Raw genomic sequence first — 17,138 nt, forward strand, 5'->3', positions numbered from 1 at the left:
TGGATCACCGTTCCGTGATCCGAACTCAGGCGGCGATGCCGCCACGTCCTTCGCAAGGCCGCCGGGCCTGTCCCACGCCTTGCGACCCGCCTTAGGCGAGGCTAGGCCGTGGCCCGAGAGGGCGGCTGGGGGCGGGGGCGGGTCGGCCGTAGACCGGGCCCATGTAGCGGGTCTCGTAGCTCAGGCCCAGGTTCAGGATGTAGAGGCCATTGAGCAGGATCACCAGCACATGGTCCAGGAAGGAGGTCTTGCCAAAGCTCTCGGCCACCTCGATCCACACCTTGGGCAGCAGGTAGAACTGCCCGTAAATGGGGATGAAGAAGAGCCACAGGTGGTTGGCCGGCCGGCCCACGATCTTCAGGAACACGATGAAGTTCCAGATGGGCACGATGGCGGCGTAGCCCGGCTGGCCCGCCTTCTCATACAGCTTCCACTGGGCCACCAAGGCGATGATGCCGAAGAAGACGAGCACATAGTACATGGTGTCGCCCATGCTGGCGTAGAGCGCATCATGCACGCTCATGAAGGCATTGGTGATCGGTTCCATGACGATCGGTTATTGCGGTTTAGCGCCTTCTTCCGAGGCAGGTTCGGAGGTAAGACGGTTCCTGCGCGGGGAGGTTGCCTCTGCAACGATAGCCCGGAAGGGCGGGGGGGCGACATTCGACGAACGGGGGACTATCAACGGCCGGCGGTGCATTCCAGGGGGTGCTGCTGCTGGGGGAACGATGCCGGGAGGGTGATCCGTACCCGGGCCGCACCCCGGACGGGCAACGGCCGGGACCGGCGGGGGAACGGCCCAACGGCGGCGGAAGGACCAGGAGCGTGGTCCGCAGGCCCCGGACCAACCGCTCAGCCCCGCGGGGTGGCGTAGGCTTTCACATCCCCTTCGGTGATCTCCTTGCCGGAGAGGATCACCAGGCGCTCGATCACGTTGCGAAGCTCGCGCACGTTGCCGGTCCAGGGCAGCTTCTGCAGTTCCTTGACGGCCTTGTCGGCGATCTTCTTGGGCGCGATGCCCTGTTCGGTGCAGACCTGCTGGATGAAGTGGTCGGCGAGCAGGGGGATGTCCTCCAGGCGCTCATGGAGGCTGGGCACGTGGATGGGGATCACGCTGAGGCGGTGGAAGAGGTCCTCCCGGAAGCGGCCCTCGGCGATCTCCTTCCTCAGGTCCTTGTTGGTGGCCGCGATCACCCGCACGTCCACCTGCACGTCCTTGTCGCCCCCCACCGGGGTGATGCGGCCTTCCTGCAGGGCCCGGAGCACCTTGGCCTGGGCGGCCAGGGCCATGTCGCCGATCTCGTCCAGGAAGAGCGTGCCCCCGTGCGCCAGCTCGAACTTGCCCTTGCGGTCCTTGATGGCGCTGGTGAAGCTGCCCTTCATGTGGCCGAAGAGCTCGCTCTCGATCAGCTCGCCGGGGATGGCCGCGCAGTTCACCTCGATGTAGGGGCCTTCGGCGCGCTGGCTCTTCTGGTGCAGCAGCCGCGCCACGCCTTCCTTGCCCGCGCCGTTGCCGCCGGTGATCAGCACGCGCGCATCGCTGGGCGCCACCTTGTCGATCATGGCGCGGATCTCCTGCAGCGCCCTGCTCTCGCCCACCATCTGCACGCCATTTCCCTTGGCCTTGCCCACCTTGCTGCGCAGCACCTTGGTCTCCTGCACCAGGCTGTTGCGGTCCAGCGCGTTGCGCACGCTCACCAGGATGCGGTTGATGTCGGGCGGCTTCTGGATGAAGTCGAAGGCCCCTTTCTTCAGGGCGTCCACCGCCGTGTCGATGCTGCCGTGGCCGCTGATCATCACCACCGGCAGGTCGGGGTCGTGGGCCTGCAGCTTGTCCAGCAGCTCCAGGCCGTCCATCTTGGGCATCTTGATGTCGCAGAGCACCAGGTCGAAGCGGTTCTTCTTCGCCTTGTCCAGGCCCGCGGTGCCATCCTCGGCCTCGTCCACCGCGTGCTTCTCGTGCTCCAGGATGTCCTTCAGGGCGGAGCGGATGGCTTTTTCGTCGTCGATGATCAGGATCTTGGCCATGGGAATGGATGCGGGCGTGAAGGTGCGGACTTGACCGGGAACCGGCGCTCCGGTGTGCAACGATGGTGCCGGAACGCGGTTCGGTGGCAACCCTCGGGGACCCGCTCGTCTAGAGGAAGGCTGTCCGGACGGTCCGGATGGCGCAACTTCAGTACAGCATGCATCCACGGTACGCCTTCCTTCTGCTCTTCGGATCGGTCATCGGCCCCCTGGCCCACGCCCAATGCGAGATCACTTGGGCCCATCTCAGCACGGCCTGTGACCTCGGCGGGGTCGGCAAGGTGATCGGGGCGGTGCATTGGACCGGGGGCACGCCCCCCTATTCGGTCGTCATCTCGGGTAACGATCTGTACATCACCATCCATGGCATCGGTGCGTCCCCGGTCTTCATTGACGAGACCATGGGCAATATCACAGACCTCGATGGTGCCACCGCCACGGTTTTTGACTCAGGCTCCTGCTTCGACGTTTCGCCCATGCAGAACCTGGGGAACTATACGGCCATCGCTTCCACCGGCGGCCTTTTCTCGCTCTCCCTGTCCGCCACCAACTGCGCTGCGGGCATTTTCTCCGCCAGCTTCGCCGACAACACGCTGCACGAGGCGAACATCTTCAACGAACCGCTCACCGGCTACACCTATATGCTGCGCAAGGACGGTGCGGTCCTCACCAGCGGCAGCCTCGCCTCGGTGCTGCAGTCCAACCCCGCCCGGCTGGTGTTCAGCGGGCTCACCTACGGGCAGTACGACCTGGAACTGGACCTCTCCACGGGCAGCGGGCAGACGGTTCAATATTGCCCGGCGGATCCGGTGTACAGCTTCTGTGTCCCCAAGGCCAATGACTGCCAGACGAACGTGAAGGTCAAGGTGGCGCTGGCCTCGGTGCTGGGCAGCGGTGGCCTCATGAGCGATGGGCTGCGCACGGCCGGGCTGTTGCCGTTGAGCGAACCCTACTCGGCGCTGGGCTACACTTACGTGGGCGCAGCCCCGGGGCTGACCACACCGGCTCCGCTACTGGCCGTCACCGGCAACGACGCCATCGTGGACTGGGTGGTGCTGGAGCTGCGCACCCCTGCGCCGCCGCACACCGTGGTCGCCTCGCGCCCGGCGCTCCTCCAGCGGGACGGCGATGTGGTGGACCTGGATGGCGACCCCTACGTGAGCTTCCCGGTGGTCGCCGGTTTTTACAAGATCGCGGTGCGGCACCGCAACCACCTGGGGTGCATGTCCGCCGTCAGCTACGGCCTGGACCCCAGTCCCTGCCGCGGCCCGAACCTCATGTTGCCCGCCACGAGCACGTACGGGACCAACGCGCGCAGGCAGATGACCGTGCCCGGTGTGACCGGGAGCCTGATGGGCCTCTGGCCCGGCGAGGCCACCGGCGATGGGGTGGTGAAGTACACCGGCGGCGGCAACGACCGGGACGCCATCCTCGGTGCCATCGGGGGCGGCACGCCCACCAACGCGGTGAACAACGTGTACGACCGCCGCGATGTGAACCTGGACGGGAGCATCAAGTACACCGGATCGAACAACGACCGCGACGTGATCCTGCAGACGATCGGGGGAACGGTGCCCACGGCGACACGAACGCAGCAACTGCCATGAGATCAACGCTCGTCCTTCTTGCCTGTTGGGCCATGCCCTTCACGCTGCGTGCACAGTGCCAGATCGGGTCGTTCACCCTTTCGGCCGATTGCTTTCAGCAAGGTCCTCTGGCGAACATCGAACTGTCCGGAGGCACACCGCCCTATCAGCTCCAGTTCACGGGCATGAACGGGGCTTCGTGGACCACGCAGAGCTTCCAGAACGGACCCTTCAGCACGGGGTTGCCAACGTGGCCGGCCATATTGGAGCCGGACGTTTCGCTTGTGGTCACCGATGCGCTGGGGTGCACGGCGAGCTCGAGCGCTTACTACATCATGCACTTCAGCATGGCACCCAACGTCTGGTTCGAGAACGCATGCGGTGGCAATGCTGTGGATCTGCACTGGAACGGCAGGTTCAGCGTTGCGGGTGCACCGGGCCAAGAATCCCTCTGCGGGTTCGATAGCTACTTGGTCTTGGGCTCGCAAGGCTTCGAAATGACCGGCGGTCTGGCCAGCGATTGGTCCCAACCAGCACCCGACGTGTGGCGCTTCAACACACCGCTTCCTCATGGTGCTTCGTACTCGGTGTGGATCTGGTCCTCTTCGAATTCCAGCGGCTGTTACGATGGCAACAATGTGTTCTACTGCAACGATCCGGGAATCATCACGGTGCCGCAGAACCCAACGAACTGTGGCGTGTACTTTCGCATGCAGGCCGCGCTGGCCGGTGCACTGCCCGGTGGCACACTGATGACCGATGGGCTGCGCGCCGCCAACCTGATCCCGCTCACCGAACCGTATACCGCGCTCGGGTACCAATACGTCGGCATGCCAACGAACCCGGCCATCCCCCCCACCACGCTGGCCGTTACTGGCAACAATGCCGTGGTGGACTGGGTGGTTCTTGAGTTGCGAGCACAGAACGATCCGGGCACGGTGGTCTTTTCCAAAGCGGCCGTGATCCAGCGGGATGGCGATGTGGTGGAGGCGAACGGCACGTCGAACGAGTTGTATGCTCCCGTAGCTGCCGGTGTTTACCATGTCGCCATCCGCCATCGCAACCACCTCGGCATCATGACCGCGCAACCCTACTTCTTGAATCTCGATCCGACCTTCCTTGGCTGGCCGAATTTCAACTTCCGCAACACCTTCCTGCCGGTTCATGGCGTTGATGCGCGCAAGAACGTGGGTTCGGTATATGGCCTCTGGCCCGGCGAGGCCACCGGTGATGGGGTGGTGAAGTACACCGGCGGCGGCAACGACCGGGACGCCATCCTCGGTGCCATCGGGGGCGGCACGCCCACCAACGCGGTGAACAACGTGTACGACCGCCGCGATGTGAACCTGGACGGGAGCATCAAGTACACCGGATCGAACAACGACCGCGACGTGATCCTGCAGACGATCGGAGGTACGGTGCCGACGGCGGTGCGCACGCAGCAACTGCCCTAACGGTCGGTCCGATCCCAGGAGGTGCCCGGAAGCGGGACGGGGTCGTGCTCCCCGTCGATCATGGGGAATCCACCGGCCATCCAGCGCTGCTTGGCCGCTTCCAGGCGCTCCGGGCTGGTGGCCACGAAGTTCCAGTGGATGAAGCGCTCCTCGGGGAAGGGCTCGCCGCCGAAGAGGTATACCGTGCTGCCCGGCGCCAGCTGGAAGCTGCAGCGGGCGCTGTCCTTCGCCACCAGCAGCTGCCGAGGCCCGTGCGCCAGGCCGTCATCGGTCACCGTGCCTTCCAGGATGTACAGGCCGCTCTCACCGAACAGCTGTTCCCCGATGCGGATGGTGGCCCCTTCCGTGGTGCTCACCTCCAACAGATAGAGCGGGCTGTGCACCGGAACGGCCGAACGGTGCCCCATCACCTCGCCGGCGATCAGGCGGAAGCGAGCACCGTCCTGTTCCCAGCTCGGCAGGTCCTTCGCATCGATGTGATGGAAGGAGGGGGCGATGTCCTCCAGCTGCTTCGGCAGGGCCACCCAGATCTGCAGGCCGTGCATCCGCTTGTCGGTGTGGCGCAGTCGCTCCGGCGTGCGTTCGCTGTGGACGATGCCGCTGCCGGCCACCATCCAGTTCACCGCACCGGGGGTGATCTCCACGGCGGTGCCCAGGCTGTCGCGGTGCATCACCGTACCCTCGAAGAGGTAGGTGAGCGTGCTGAGCCCGATGTGCGGATGCGGCCCCACATCGAAGTTCTCGTGCTCGCTCATCGCCACCGGCCCCATGTGGTCGATGAAGATGAAGGGCCCCACCATGCGTTTGCTGTGGAAGGGAAGGAGACGGCCCACGAGGAAGTTGCCGAGGTCGCGGGGACGCTCAGGAATGACGAGGCCGATGTTGGACATGGTGCGGGTGTGGGTCCGAAGGTCGGCGATCCGTTCATCGATGCGCCGCGTCCGCCCTTCGTTCACCCGGTGCACAAGGTGGGGCTGGTCCTCAGTGGACCACGGCGATGCGTGCGCGCCGGATCCCATGAGCATCCTCCACCTCCACCAGGTGGTTCCCCGCAGGCAGGTGTCCGGTCCTAAGGCAGGCCGGACCGATGTGTTGCTGCAAGGCATCCAGCAGGATGCGGCCGTCCACCCCGCGCAAGCGCACCACGGCCGGGGCGCGGACCACGGGGATTTTCACCACATCATCCGCAGGAACAGGGTAGGCACCGACGGATACCGCCTGTCGCGCATGGACCGCGGTCGACGGGTTCGGCGCCACCAGCAGCACCCCCTTCATGCCCATGAAGCCGTGGGGTTCGCAGACGAAGTAGTAGGTGCCGGCGGTGTCGATGGCGAAGGTGCTGTCCTGACCGAGCACGGTTTGGAAGCCTCCGTTCGGGATGGCGAAGTTGAGCAGCCAGTCCGCCTCGCTCACCTGCAGCATGTTGTGCATCTGCTGCGTCTGGAACCGCACGCTGTCCCCCCCCACCATCACCAGGGTATCGGGTTGGAAGTAGTGGTCCAGCCCGCGGATGAGGTGCGCCGTCTGGGCGTGCGCGACCACGCCGAGCAGCAGGGCGGGGAGGGCCAGGGCGCGCACGGTGCAAAGGAACGGTGGGGCCGATGGTTTGGTGCATCCCGCCGTGGAAGCTAGGTTTGTCGACTTCCTTCGATACCATGAAGCACACGCTCCTCCTGGCGCTCGCGGTCGCACCCGCCGTCGCCCTGGCCCAGCCGCAGATGAACAACGCCGATTTTGAGACCTGGCAGAACCTGGGCACCGGCACCGAGGAGCCCACGGACTGGAGCTCGATCAAGACGAGCGATGGGGGCAGCCTCATCAATAGCTTCGCGCCGCAGGTGTGCTGGCGCAGCACGGACTTCCACAGCGGCAGCTATTCCGTACGGTTGAGGACCGTCAGCACCGCCTTTGGTCCGGCGAACGGGACGCTCACCTGCGGGCGGGTGCATGCGGAGTTCGACCTGGATAGCGGTTATGTGTTCACCGATGCGGCGGACGCGCAATGGAACCAGGTGATGACGAGCCGGCCGGACAGCCTGGTGGGCTGGTTCAAGGCCACGCCGCAACCGGGCGATGAGGGCAAGGTGGAGGCCATCCTGCACACCGGCGCGGGCCGCCTACCAGAGAACGGGACGCTGGCCAACTGGGTGGGTCGTGCCCGGTGGATCGCACCCACGGCCACGGTGAGCAGCTGGACCCGCTTCAGCGTGCCCTTCACCTATTACAATGGCGGCACCCCGAGCCACATCCTCATGGTGCTCACCAGCGGCGACAGCCTGGTGACCGTGGTGGACAGCGAGAGCCTGTACGACGACATCGCGCTGATCTACAACGTGACACCCACGCCCAGCGTGAGCAGCATCGCGCTGAACGGCACGGACCCCGGTCTGATCACCGTGAACTACAGCACCAGCGGTGTACCAACTGCTCCCACGCTATTCACCGCTCAGCTCAGCGACAGTAACGGCAGCTTTGCTAACCCGATAGTCCTAGGGTCGGTTGGTAGCCAGTCTGCAACCGGCACTATCAGCAATTGTCTCATCCCGGGCAACACGCCGCCGGGCACGGGCTACCGGATCCGGGTGGTGGCGTCCGGAACTCCGACCAGCGTGAACTACGCCCCCGTGAGCGTGCCGTTCACCATCACCGGCGGAGCCGTGGTGCGCGTGGCGGCCAAGGTCTTCCTCGACGGTCCGTATGTGAGCGGCACCCAGCTGATGAACGACAACCTGCGGAATCTGGGCATCATCCCCACCGTGGAGCCTTACACGGGCATCGGGTACACGCATGTGGGCGGCGGCGCGGAGACCACTTCGGCGCCTGTGCTGGCCGTCACCGGCAACAACGCCATCGTGGACTGGGTGGTGCTGGAGCTGCGCGACAAGAACAACAGCGCCACGGTGCTCCGGACGCGCAGCGCCCTGGTGCAGCGGGACGGCGATGTGGTGGATGTGGACGGCGTGTCGAGCGTGCCGTTCGCGGTGGCCGCGGACAACTACTTCGTGGCGGTGCGCCACCGCAACCACCTGGGATGCATGACGGCCACCAGCATCGCGTTGAGCGGTACGGCGGCCGCGGTGGACTTCACGAACAACGCCACGGCCACCTTCGGCACCAACGCCCGGCGGGTGAACGGTGCGCGCAGCACGCTGTGGACGGGCAACGCCCGGCGCGACAACGTGGTGAAGTACACGGGCAGCAACAACGACCGGGATGTGATCCTCACCGCGATCGGCGGCACGGTGCCCACGGCCACGGTGGCGGGCTATCGCACCGAGGACGTGAACCTGGACGGGACCACGAAATACGCCGGAGGAAGCAACGACCGCGACCTCATCCTGCAGGTGATCGGCGGCACGGTGCCCACGGCCACCAAGCTGGAGCAGTTGCCGTAGCCGGGCGGACGCTCAGTGCTGGAGCGGCCGCTTCTTGATCATGCCGCCGCGGGTGTCCTTCACGGGGCTCATCACCACGAAGGCGTTGGGATCGATCTTCTCGATCTCGGTGAGGATTTTGCTCAGCTCCAGGCGGGTGATCACGCAGTAGATGATCTCCGTGTCGAAGCTTTGGCCGTTCTTGCCGAAGCCGCGCCGTCCCGTGTAGACCGTGAGGCCGCGGCCCATCACCGTGCCGATCATGTGGCGCAGCTCCTCGTGGTGCGGGCTGATGATGGTGAGGCCGGTGTACTCCTCGATGCCTTCGATCACGAAGTCCACCGTCTTGCTCGCGGCGAGGTAGGTCACCATGGCGTACAGGGCCGTTTCCACCCCCAGCAGCCAGGCGGCCACACCGAAGATGATCACGTTGATCATCATGATGATGTCGCCGATGGTGGTGCCGAGCTTCCGGCTGAGCGCCAGGGCGAGCACTTCGGTGCCATCGATCACCGAGCCGCCGCGCACGGCCAGCCCGATGCCGGCACCGAGGAAGAAGCCGCCGAACACGGCCACCAGCAGCTTGTCGTGCGTCACGTCGGGGAAGTGCACCGTGGCGGTGACCAGGGCCAGGCCCGCGATGGCGGCGGTGGTCTTCAAGGCGAATTCGCGGCCGATGGTGCGGTAGGCCACCACCATGAAGGGGGCGTTCACCACCACGAGCAGCAGGGCCAGCGGCAGGCCGGTGAGGTTGACGGTGAGCAGGGCGATGCCGGTGGCACCGCCGTCGATGAAGGCGTTGGGGATCAGGAAGCCCTCCAGGCCGAAGGCGGCGCTGAAGATGCCCAGCGTCATGAACAGCACATCCTTCACCCGCCGGCGGAAGGCCACGCGCAGGGCGTGCAGTCGGCGGGCCCGGCGGTAGCGGCTCCGCTCGCTGCCCACGCTGGAGGGCACGGGCAGCTGGCGGATCAGGGTGTGGCGCGCTGAGGTCTTCACGGCACAAAAGGTAGTCCGTTCAGGACACGCCATGCGGCGCCCTCCTTCAGGGCGAACCGGCTCCAGGCGAGGGCGCGGATGCCACCTGCGGCCAGCACGCGGTCGATCGCCACCAGGCCGTACGCGATGTGGTCCACCCGGTGGGCGGGGAGCCCGGGCACCCGGCTGCGTGCGTCGCGGTCCATGCGCATCAACCCGTCCTTCAACTGCGCGAAGGCCAGGTCGTCGAAGCCAAGGGTGAGCGCCCCCGGAGGCCGTGTGCCACCCCGGGCCTGGGCGATCATGGTGGCCAGGCTGTCGAAGCTGCCCGCGCTGCCGACCAGGACATGGGGCTCGTGACGCTCGATGACGGCCCACAGCGGTTCCAGACGGTCGTCCAGGTGGGCGGCCAGCCGCAGCTCCTCCTCCCAGGTGGGCGGCTCGCTGAAGGGCACGCGTGCGCGCAGGCGGGTGACACCCAGTTCGAAGCTGCGTTTCCACATCAGGGCATGGCGGGTGGCCAGGATGAACTCGATACTGCCGCCACCGATATCCATCACCAGCATGGGCCGGTCGGTGAAGGGTACGGCCAGGCGCACGCCGTCCATGATCAGCTCCGCCTCGGTATCGCCGTCCACGACCTCCACGGTGAGGGAGACCTCGGCCTGCGCACGGCGCAGGAACTCCCCGCGGTTGCGGGCGTTCCGGAGCGCGGAGGTGCCGATGGCGCGGATGCGTTCCACCCCGAGCTCGCGTACCGTGGCCAGATGCGCACGCAGGGCGTCCAGTCCACGCTCCATCGCATCCTCCGCAAGGGTGCCATCCTCGATCCCACGGCCCAGGAACACCGGCAGTTCAGCCGAGCACAGCACGTTCAGGCCACTCTGCGGCGCGCTTGCGGCCACCAGCAGGTTGAAGGTGTTTGTGCCCAGGTCGAGCACCGCGATGGGCGGGTTGTTCATGCGACGTTCAGGTCAGGCGCATGGGCCCATGCTCACACGGGTACATGTTCAGATGGGCGCATGCCCACATGGGCACATGTTCTGATGGGCACATGCCCACATGGGCACATGTTCTGATGGGCACATGCCCACATGGGCACATGTTCTGATGGGCACATGCTCACATGTGCACATGGACTACCCTTTGTAGAACATCCAGCGGCCCATCTCGCGCCAGCTCACCTTCTTGCCGTACATGAGGATGCCGGTGCGGTAGATGCGGCCGGCGAGCCAGGTGGTGAACAGGAAGGTGCCCACGAGCAGCACCATGCTGAGCACGAGCTGCCAGGGGGTCTCCAGCACGCTGCCCATGGCCACACGCACCATCATCACCACGGGGCTGGTGAAGGGGATGATGGAGCCCCAGAACACCAGCGGGCTGCCGGGGTTGGTGATGGCCATCTGCGCGATGAAGATGGCCACGATCATGGGCAGGGTCACGGGGAACATGAATTGCTGCGTGTCGGTCTCGCTGTCCACCGCGCTGCCCACGGCGGCGAAGAGGGAGCTGTAGAGCAGGTATCCGGCCAGGAAGTAAAAGACGAACATGCCCAGCACGAAGGGGATGTTGAGGCGGCTGGCCACCTCCATCACCTTGTTGCGGTCGGGGGCCTGGGCGCCGGCCTCCTTCATCAGTTCGGCCTGCAGTTCGCCGGTCATCTGCTGTTCGGCCAGCACTTCGCGCGGGTCCAGGCGGTCCTTCATCAGCAGGGCGGTGCCTGCGGTCATCAGGGTGGCGGTGAGGGCGATCCAGATGGTGAACTGGGCCAGGCCGACCAGCGCGATGCCGATGATCTTGCCCATCATCAGCTGGAAGGGCTTCACGCTGCTGATGAGCACCTCCACGATGCGGTTGCTCTTCTCCTCCAGCACGCCGCGCATCACCTGCACGGCATAGAGGAAGACGAAGAAGAACATGATGTAGCCGAACCCGAAACCCACGGCGGCCAGCACCTGCTCGTAGCTCTCCTCACCGGCCTTGTCGATGTCGAAGAGCTGCACGTTCAGCGCGGTCTTGATGCGGGCGTAGGTGTCGGGGTCCACCTGGTTCACGCGAAGCTTCTCCCGTTCCAACGTGCGCTCCAGTTCGCTCTGCACCGTGCGCTGCACGTTCATGCTGGGCAGGTCCTTGTAGAAGAGCTGGATGGTGTTGGTCTCCAGGATGGCCTCGTTCACGTCGACCATCAGCGTGTAGGGCGAGGCTTTGAAGGCCGAGTCGCCCAGTTCGTCGTACGCATAGAAGAAGCGCACCTTGTCGGTGTCGCGCAGCTTGCCGGTCACCACGTGGGGCTTGTCCACCACCAGCACCAGGTGCTCGTCGCTCTCCTGCATGCCCAGATAGACCAGGCCCACCATGGTGCCGGCGATCAGCAGCGGGCCCAGGATGGTCATGATCAGGAAGCTCGGTTTCCGCACGCGGGTGATGAACTCGCGCCGGATGATGAGGAGGATCTTGTTCATGGCGTGGGGCGGTTCATTCGGTCATGTCGGCGGGCACGGCACCATGGGCGTGCACGGCGCGGATGAACACGTCGTGCATGCGCGGGATCTCCTCCTGCACGCCGTGCACCTCCACGGCGGGCAGCAGCTGGCGCAGGACGTGGTTCACGGTGGAGTCGTGCAGCAGGCGCACGCGGGCCGTGCTGTACTCCTCGCCCTCGGTGTGTTCCAGCAGCTCGCCGGTGAAGGAGAGGGCGTTGGCGAAGGCGACCTTGTTGCCGGTGTGCTCGATGCGGTAGGTGCGTGTGGCGAACTGCCGGCGGATGTCGCGCACGCGTCCGTCCAGCACCTTGCGGCTGCGGTCGATGAGGGCGATGTGGTCGCAGAGCTCCTCCACGCTGCCCATGTTGTGGGTGCTCAGCATCACGGTGGTGCCCTCGCCGCGCAGGCGCAGGATCTCCTGGCGGACGAGCTCGGCGTTGATGGGGTCGAAGCCGCTGAAGGGCTCGTCGAGGATGAGGAGCTTGGGTGCGTGCAGCACCGTGCTCACGAACTGCACCTTCTGGGCCATGCCCTTGCTGAGCTCCTCCACCTTCTTGTTCCACCAGGCGGTCATCTCCCAGCGCTCGAACCATTCCTTGAGCCGCTTTCGGGCCTCGGCCTTGTGCAGGCCTTTGAGCTGGGCGAGGTAGAGGGCCTGTTCGCCCACCTTCATCTTCTTGTACAGGCCGCGCTCCTCGGGCAGGTACCCGATGTGGGTCACATCCGCCTGGGTCATGGGCCGGCCCTCCAACAGCACCTGTCCCGAATCCGGCGCGGTGATGCGGGTGATGATGCGGATGAGCGAGGTCTTGCCCGCTCCATTGGGGCCCAGCAATCCGAAGATGCCGCCGGTGGGCACGGTGAGGGAGACGTCGTCCAGCGCGGTATGGGCGCCGTAGCGCTTCACGATGTGCTCACAGGTCAGCATGGGTCGTGCGCCGGGGTTGGGTACGGCGACGAAGATAGCCGGGCCGTTCAGCGCGGACCGGGCGGCCCATGGAGACGGGCGGCCGCTCGTGGATCAGGTGGTGGCCATGGCGCGGCGCAGTTCACGCATGGTGAGCATGCGCTGTTGCACCGGGTCCCACACCTTCAGCCGCAGGCACTTCACCACGTCCCACGGCCAGAGGCTGGTGGTCTTGGCGTGCTGCAGCTCGGGGATCGCGGCATGCACCTCGGGCAGGCGGTAGAAGGGGATGCGCGGGTTGAGGTGGTGGATGTGGTGGTAGCCGATGTTGGCCAGGAACCAGCGCATCACCGGGCTCATCTTCATGTGGCTGCTGCTGTCCAGCGCGGCGCTGGCGTACGTCCAGCCCTCCTTGTCGGCGAAGGTGACGCCCGGGAAATTATGCTGGGCGTAGAACAGGTAGGCGCCCAGGCTCAGCACCAGCAGGAAGGGGAGCATGAAGCCGAAGAGGAAGCCGCTCCAGCCGGTGAAGAGCACCAGCACCACGGCGAAGGCCACATGCAGGATCAGCGCGATGATGCTGTCCCAGTGGCGGCCCGTGTTGTTCACCAGGCTGCGGATGCACATGCCGTAGAGGAACATGAAGATGTAACCGAAGGCGATGGTGAGCGGGTGCCGGATGAAGAGGTAGACACGCTGCTCGAACTTCGAGCTTGAGAGGAACTTTTCCGTGGTGACCACCGGGTAGCTGCCGATGCTGCTCGTGTAGAGCTTGCTGTTGTGGGCGTGGTGGTAGTTGTGGCTGCGCTCCCAGATGCTCACGGGGGCGAGCATGAACAGGCCGAAGAGGGTGAAGAAGCCCTTGGCCAGATGGGACTTCTGCAGGATGGCGTGGTGCAGGTAGTCGTGATAGATCACGAACAGCCGGCCGAGGGTGAGGGCCACGAGCAGGCTGCCGAGCGCCCGGCTCCACCAGGGGTCGGTGCCGAACACCACCGTATAGCCTGCGGCCAGCACCACCAGGCTCGTGAACACATGCCACCAGCTCTTCCACCGGATCTCGTGTGCGAAGGGGCGGGTGGCCAGGATGAGGTCCTTTCCGTCGCGCATGGGAACAAAAATAGCCCTCCGGGGCGAGTTGCCGTCGGTCGATCGTCAGTCGGCCGGCCGCTTGTGTTTCCAACGGCGGTGGGACCAGAGCCAGATGGCGGGCCTGCGGCGGATGTCCTGCTCCAGCCGGCGGGTGTGGGCATCGCTGATGAAGCCCTCCGGGGTGGCCCCGGGGTCGGGCACCAGGTCCTCGAAGCGCATCACGTAGCGGCCCCGGGCCTCCCGGTCGATCCCGCAGTACACCACCGGCCGCCCCAGCTTCTGGGCGATCTTCTCCGTACCCCAGAACACCGGGGTGTCCTGGTTCAGGAAGGTGGTCCAATAGGCGCGTTCGGGCGGGGGGGTCTGGTCGGCGATGAAGGCCGTGGCGGTCACCTGGTGCCGGTCCCGCACCATGCACTTCAAGGTGTCGGACATGGGGTAAAGCCCGTTCCCGAGCCGGGTGCGCATGTGCACGATCAAGCGGTCGAAATGCGGGTTCTGCAAGGGATGGTAGATCACGTTCAGGCGGTGCAGGCCGATCTGGCTGAAGCGCGCACCACCCAGTTCCCAGTTGCCCCAGTGGCCCATCACGATGATGATGCTCCGCCCCGCCTCGTGGTGCCGCCGCAGCACCTCCTCGCCCTCGGTGCGCACCAGCCGGTTCACCTGCTCCGGGGTGATGGTCAGGGTCTTCAGGGTCTCCAGCGTCAGGTCGCAGAACCAGCGGTAGAAATCGCGCTCGATGCGGGCCCGGGCGGTTCCATCCAGTTCGGGGAAGCTGTTGCGCAGGTTGGTGCGCACCACGGCGCGCCGATAGCGCAACAGGTGGAAGAGCAGCACAAAGACGCCGTCGCTCAGCAGGTAGAGCAGGGGCATGGGCAGCCACGCCACGGCGTAGATCAGCGGCAGTGCCAGGTAGTAGCCGAGGGCGCCCACGGTGCGAAGATCGGTGCGGGTGGCTGCGGTCGTGGCAACCCTCGGCTATCTTGGCGTCTTCAGGACATCATGCATCGTCTGATTCTGCTTGCTGCGTTGGCGACCCCTGGTCTGGCCCGCGCCGTCACGATCGTCGCGGGTTCTGTTCACCAGCCCACCTGCGGCAGCCCGAGCGGTTCCATCGATGTCTGGGTCTATGGGGGAACGGCCCCATACAGCTACGCCTGGAGCGACGGTCCCACCACCGAGGACCGCACCGGTCTGACGGCCGGTACCTACACGTTGACCGTGACGGATGCGTTGATGGACACCGATACGGAGGTGTTCACGCTCGTCGATCAGCCTGATCTGGGGTGGATCGCAGAGTCCTACCAGATCGATGGCGTGCCCTACCTGCCCTGCCCGGGCCAGGCGAACGGGCGCATCACGCTGCCCTTGTACGCGAACCCGCTCAGCAGCTGGTATGAAGGGTACCCTGGTGTACCGCCCTACTCGGTATACCTGGCCGTGAACGGCGATCCGGTGTTCGAGGCGGGTACGGATGCGGCCGGCAATCCTTGGTATGACGGGCTTGCGGTGGGGGATGAAGTGGAGATCCAGGTCTGGGACAGCGACGGCTGTCAGGGATATGGCAACAGCACCATCCAGGGGCCCGTGCCGGGCGCCGCGGTGTTGGACCATGTGGTGGATGCCTGTGCGGGCGGGGCCAACGGGGTGGCCGTGTTCCAGGTCGATCCCCAGGCAGGTGGCTATCTCGGTCGATTGCGGATCTACGACCAGCAAATGAACCTGTTGGTGGATGAAGCTTTGGGACAGAGCCCGATGCAGGTGACCGGCCTGGCACCTGGGACCTACATACCGGAGATCGTGTACACGATCAACCCGCTGAACTGTCCGGGTGAGCTCCTGCCATCGTTCGTGGTGGGCGACCTGGGCCCCAACTGCGGCCTGCTTTCCGGCAGCCTCTTCATCGACAACGACCAGGATTGCCTGCAGGATGGAAGTGAGGTGGGCGTGCCGTACCGGGTGTTGGAGGTGCAGCCGGGTCCGGAGTACGCCATTACGGACCACGATGGACGGTTCGCGCGCAACCTGCCCAACGGAGCGTACACCGTGCTCCCCCAGGGGACCGGTGTGGACCTGGTCCCCCTCTGCCCGGCCGTTCAGCCGGTCCCCTTCACCGTGGCCACCGATACGGTGTCGCTGGACCTGGCGGACAGCAGCCTGGTGTCCCTTGATGTGGAGGCCTATTCGTGGGCCGGTGCCGCGCGACCCGGCTTCGTGCATCTCGTGCACCTGTCCGCCCGCAACCACAGTACGCAGCTCGCCGGCCCGCTCACCCTGGTCCTGACCCATGATCCGGTGATGACCTTTGTTTCCGCCGTGCCGCCTCCATCCACCGTGAACGGGAACGTGCTGGAGTGGTCGGTGCCCTCGCTCGCCGCCCTGAGCTGGTTCAGCGCGAGCGTGCAGCTGCAGGTACCGCCCGACCCGCTGTTGATCGGGCAGCCCTACACGCATCAAGTGACGGTGGATCAGCAGGTGCCGGATGCCGATCCGGCCAACGATGCCGATGTGGTCGCGGACATCATCACCGGAAGCTACGACCCGAACGACAAGGCGGCCTTCACCAGCTCGGGCACCAGCGAGCAGCACTACCTGATCGACGCGGACACGCACATCGACTACCGCATCCGCTTCCAGAACACCGGCACCGACACGGCCTTCACCGTGGTCATCACGGACACGATCGACGCGTCGCTCGATCTATCGACCTTCGTGCAGGGCCTGGCGTCGCACCCGTTCTCGGTGAGCTTCAAGCCGCATCGGGTGGTGGAGTGGCGCTTCGCGAACATCCTGCTGCCGGACAGCGGCACCAACGAGCCGGCCAGCCACGGCCTGGTCACCTTCCGCATCACGCCCCATCTGCCTGTGACGCCCGGCACGGAACTGCGCAACAACGCGGACATCTTCTTCGACTTCAATCCGCCCATACGCACCAACGATGCGTTGCTGGTGGCGGAGTTCAGCACCGGTCTTCCGGCCGCGATGGAGGAGGCCCTCGGGGTGTTCCCGGTGCCGGCCGACGAGCGCATCACCGTGGTCCCGCCATTGGGGCGGGTCGTGGCCCAGCTGCAGGTGATCGCGGCGGATGGCCGGACGGTGATGCAGGGCGGTCCATCCCCTGAGGTGGACGTCCGCGCCTTGCGGCCCGGGGCCTATGTGGTGATGGTGCGCACGACGGATGGAGGGCTCTGGCGCACCCGGTTCAGCAAGCGGTGACCACCCGGTCGATCCGA

The 17,138-nt window shown here is 65.7% G+C and carries 14 protein-coding genes; 4 read left to right on the plus strand and 10 right to left on the minus strand.

Annotated elements, in window-relative coordinates:
* Positions 1-91 precede the first annotated feature (91 nt).
* Both IPM49_13880 and IPM49_13885 read right to left on the minus strand, forming a co-directional pair.
* On the minus strand, positions 92-547 hold the full coding sequence (locus IPM49_13880) for a hypothetical protein (GenBank protein ID MBK9275612.1): 456 nt from the start codon (positions 545-547) through the stop codon (positions 92-94).
* A 305-nt stretch (positions 548-852) separates the two neighbouring features.
* Positions 853-2,028, minus strand: a complete 1,176-nt coding sequence (locus IPM49_13885; GenBank protein MBK9275613.1) for a sigma-54-dependent Fis family transcriptional regulator — start codon at positions 2,026-2,028, stop codon at positions 853-855.
* 158 nt (positions 2,029-2,186) lie between these two features.
* Here IPM49_13885 and IPM49_13890 point away from each other — a divergent pair, with 158 nt between their 5' ends.
* Positions 2,187-3,635 carry a hypothetical protein gene (locus IPM49_13890; GenBank protein ID MBK9275614.1) on the plus strand — a complete coding sequence of 483 codons (1,449 nt, stop codon included), beginning with the start codon at positions 2,187-2,189 and terminating at the stop codon, positions 3,633-3,635.
* 32 nt (positions 3,636-3,667) lie between these two features.
* A complete protein-coding gene (locus IPM49_13895) occupies positions 3,668-5,068 on the plus strand; it encodes a hypothetical protein (GenBank protein ID MBK9275615.1) in 1,401 nt (466 codons plus the stop codon).
* On the opposite strand, the gene IPM49_13900 is transcribed toward IPM49_13895, so the two are convergent.
* The gene (locus IPM49_13900; protein MBK9275616.1) at positions 5,065-5,958 is read right to left on the minus strand and encodes a pirin family protein; all 894 of its coding nucleotides are present in this window, start codon (positions 5,956-5,958) and stop codon (positions 5,065-5,067) included. The two genes, IPM49_13895 and IPM49_13900, sit on opposite strands and share 4 nt — an antisense overlap.
* 91 nt (positions 5,959-6,049) lie before the next feature.
* Positions 6,050-6,646: a hypothetical protein gene (locus IPM49_13905; GenBank protein ID MBK9275617.1), complete on the minus strand. Its 597-nt coding sequence runs from the start codon at positions 6,644-6,646 to the stop codon at positions 6,050-6,052.
* 77 nt (positions 6,647-6,723) lie between these two features.
* Here IPM49_13905 and IPM49_13910 point away from each other — a divergent pair, with 77 nt between their 5' ends.
* A complete protein-coding gene (locus IPM49_13910; GenBank protein ID MBK9275618.1) occupies positions 6,724-8,463 on the plus strand; it encodes a hypothetical protein in 1,740 nt (579 codons plus the stop codon).
* Between the two features lie 12 nt (positions 8,464-8,475).
* Here the strand turns inward: IPM49_13910 and IPM49_13915 are convergent, their stop codons facing one another.
* The 6 genes from IPM49_13915 to IPM49_13940 form a co-directional block, all read right to left on the minus strand.
* On the minus strand, positions 8,476-9,474 hold the full coding sequence (locus IPM49_13915) for a YitT family protein (protein MBK9275619.1): 999 nt from the start codon (positions 9,472-9,474) through the stop codon (positions 8,476-8,478).
* A complete protein-coding gene (locus tag IPM49_13920; GenBank protein ID MBK9275620.1) occupies positions 9,438-10,382 on the minus strand; it encodes a hypothetical protein in 945 nt (314 codons plus the stop codon). Before IPM49_13920 ends, IPM49_13915 begins: the two co-directional genes overlap by 37 nt.
* A gap of 177 nt (positions 10,383-10,559) precedes the next feature.
* Positions 10,560-11,882 (minus strand): ABC transporter permease, encoded by a 1,323-nt coding sequence (locus IPM49_13925; GenBank protein ID MBK9275621.1) that lies wholly within the window; start codon positions 11,880-11,882, stop codon positions 10,560-10,562.
* A 13-nt stretch (positions 11,883-11,895) separates the two neighbouring features.
* Positions 11,896-12,831 (minus strand): ATP-binding cassette domain-containing protein, encoded by a 936-nt coding sequence (locus tag IPM49_13930; GenBank protein MBK9275622.1) that lies wholly within the window; start codon positions 12,829-12,831, stop codon positions 11,896-11,898.
* A gap of 93 nt (positions 12,832-12,924) precedes the next feature.
* Positions 12,925-13,920 (minus strand): fatty acid desaturase, encoded by a 996-nt coding sequence (locus IPM49_13935; GenBank protein ID MBK9275623.1) that lies wholly within the window; start codon positions 13,918-13,920, stop codon positions 12,925-12,927.
* 45 nt (positions 13,921-13,965) lie between these two features.
* Positions 13,966-14,838 carry a lysophospholipid acyltransferase family protein gene (locus IPM49_13940; GenBank protein ID MBK9275624.1) on the minus strand — a complete coding sequence of 291 codons (873 nt, stop codon included), beginning with the start codon at positions 14,836-14,838 and terminating at the stop codon, positions 13,966-13,968.
* A gap of 69 nt (positions 14,839-14,907) precedes the next feature.
* On the opposite strand from IPM49_13940, the gene IPM49_13945 reads away from it, so the two are divergent.
* A complete protein-coding gene (locus tag IPM49_13945; GenBank protein MBK9275625.1) occupies positions 14,908-17,121 on the plus strand; it encodes a hypothetical protein in 2,214 nt (737 codons plus the stop codon).
* Positions 17,122-17,138 lie beyond the last annotated feature (17 nt).

The sequence above is a fragment of the Flavobacteriales bacterium genome (genome assembly GCA_016715895.1).
GTDB lineage: Bacteria > Bacteroidota > Bacteroidia > Flavobacteriales_F > PHOS-HE28 > PHOS-HE28.

Bases quoted from the DNA above. Each gene is read 5' to 3' on its own strand.
- IPM49_13935 (MBK9275623.1), bottom strand. From the start codon at position 13,920: ATGCGCGACGGAAAGGACCTCATCCTGGCCACCCGCCCCTTCGCACAC.
- IPM49_13915 (MBK9275619.1), bottom strand. From the start codon at position 9,474: ATGGCGTGTCCTGAACGGACTACCTTTTGTGCCGTGAAGACCTCAGCG.
- IPM49_13880 (MBK9275612.1), bottom strand. From the start codon at position 547: ATGGAACCGATCACCAATGCCTTCATGAGCGTGCATGATGCGCTCTAC.
- IPM49_13895 (MBK9275615.1), top strand. From the start codon at position 3,668: ATGCCCTTCACGCTGCGTGCACAGTGCCAGATCGGGTCGTTCACCCTT.
- IPM49_13920 (MBK9275620.1), bottom strand. From the start codon at position 10,382: ATGAACAACCCGCCCATCGCGGTGCTCGACCTGGGCACAAACACCTTC.
- IPM49_13900 (MBK9275616.1), bottom strand. From the start codon at position 5,958: ATGTCCAACATCGGCCTCGTCATTCCTGAGCGTCCCCGCGACCTCGGC.
- IPM49_13890 (MBK9275614.1), top strand. From the start codon at position 2,187: ATGCATCCACGGTACGCCTTCCTTCTGCTCTTCGGATCGGTCATCGGC.
- IPM49_13925 (MBK9275621.1), bottom strand. From the start codon at position 11,882: ATGAACAAGATCCTCCTCATCATCCGGCGCGAGTTCATCACCCGCGTG.
- IPM49_13945 (MBK9275625.1), top strand. From the start codon at position 14,908: ATGCATCGTCTGATTCTGCTTGCTGCGTTGGCGACCCCTGGTCTGGCC.
- IPM49_13885 (MBK9275613.1), bottom strand. From the start codon at position 2,028: ATGGCCAAGATCCTGATCATCGACGACGAAAAAGCCATCCGCTCCGCC.
- IPM49_13910 (MBK9275618.1), top strand. From the start codon at position 6,724: ATGAAGCACACGCTCCTCCTGGCGCTCGCGGTCGCACCCGCCGTCGCC.
- IPM49_13930 (MBK9275622.1), bottom strand. From the start codon at position 12,831: ATGCTGACCTGTGAGCACATCGTGAAGCGCTACGGCGCCCATACCGCG.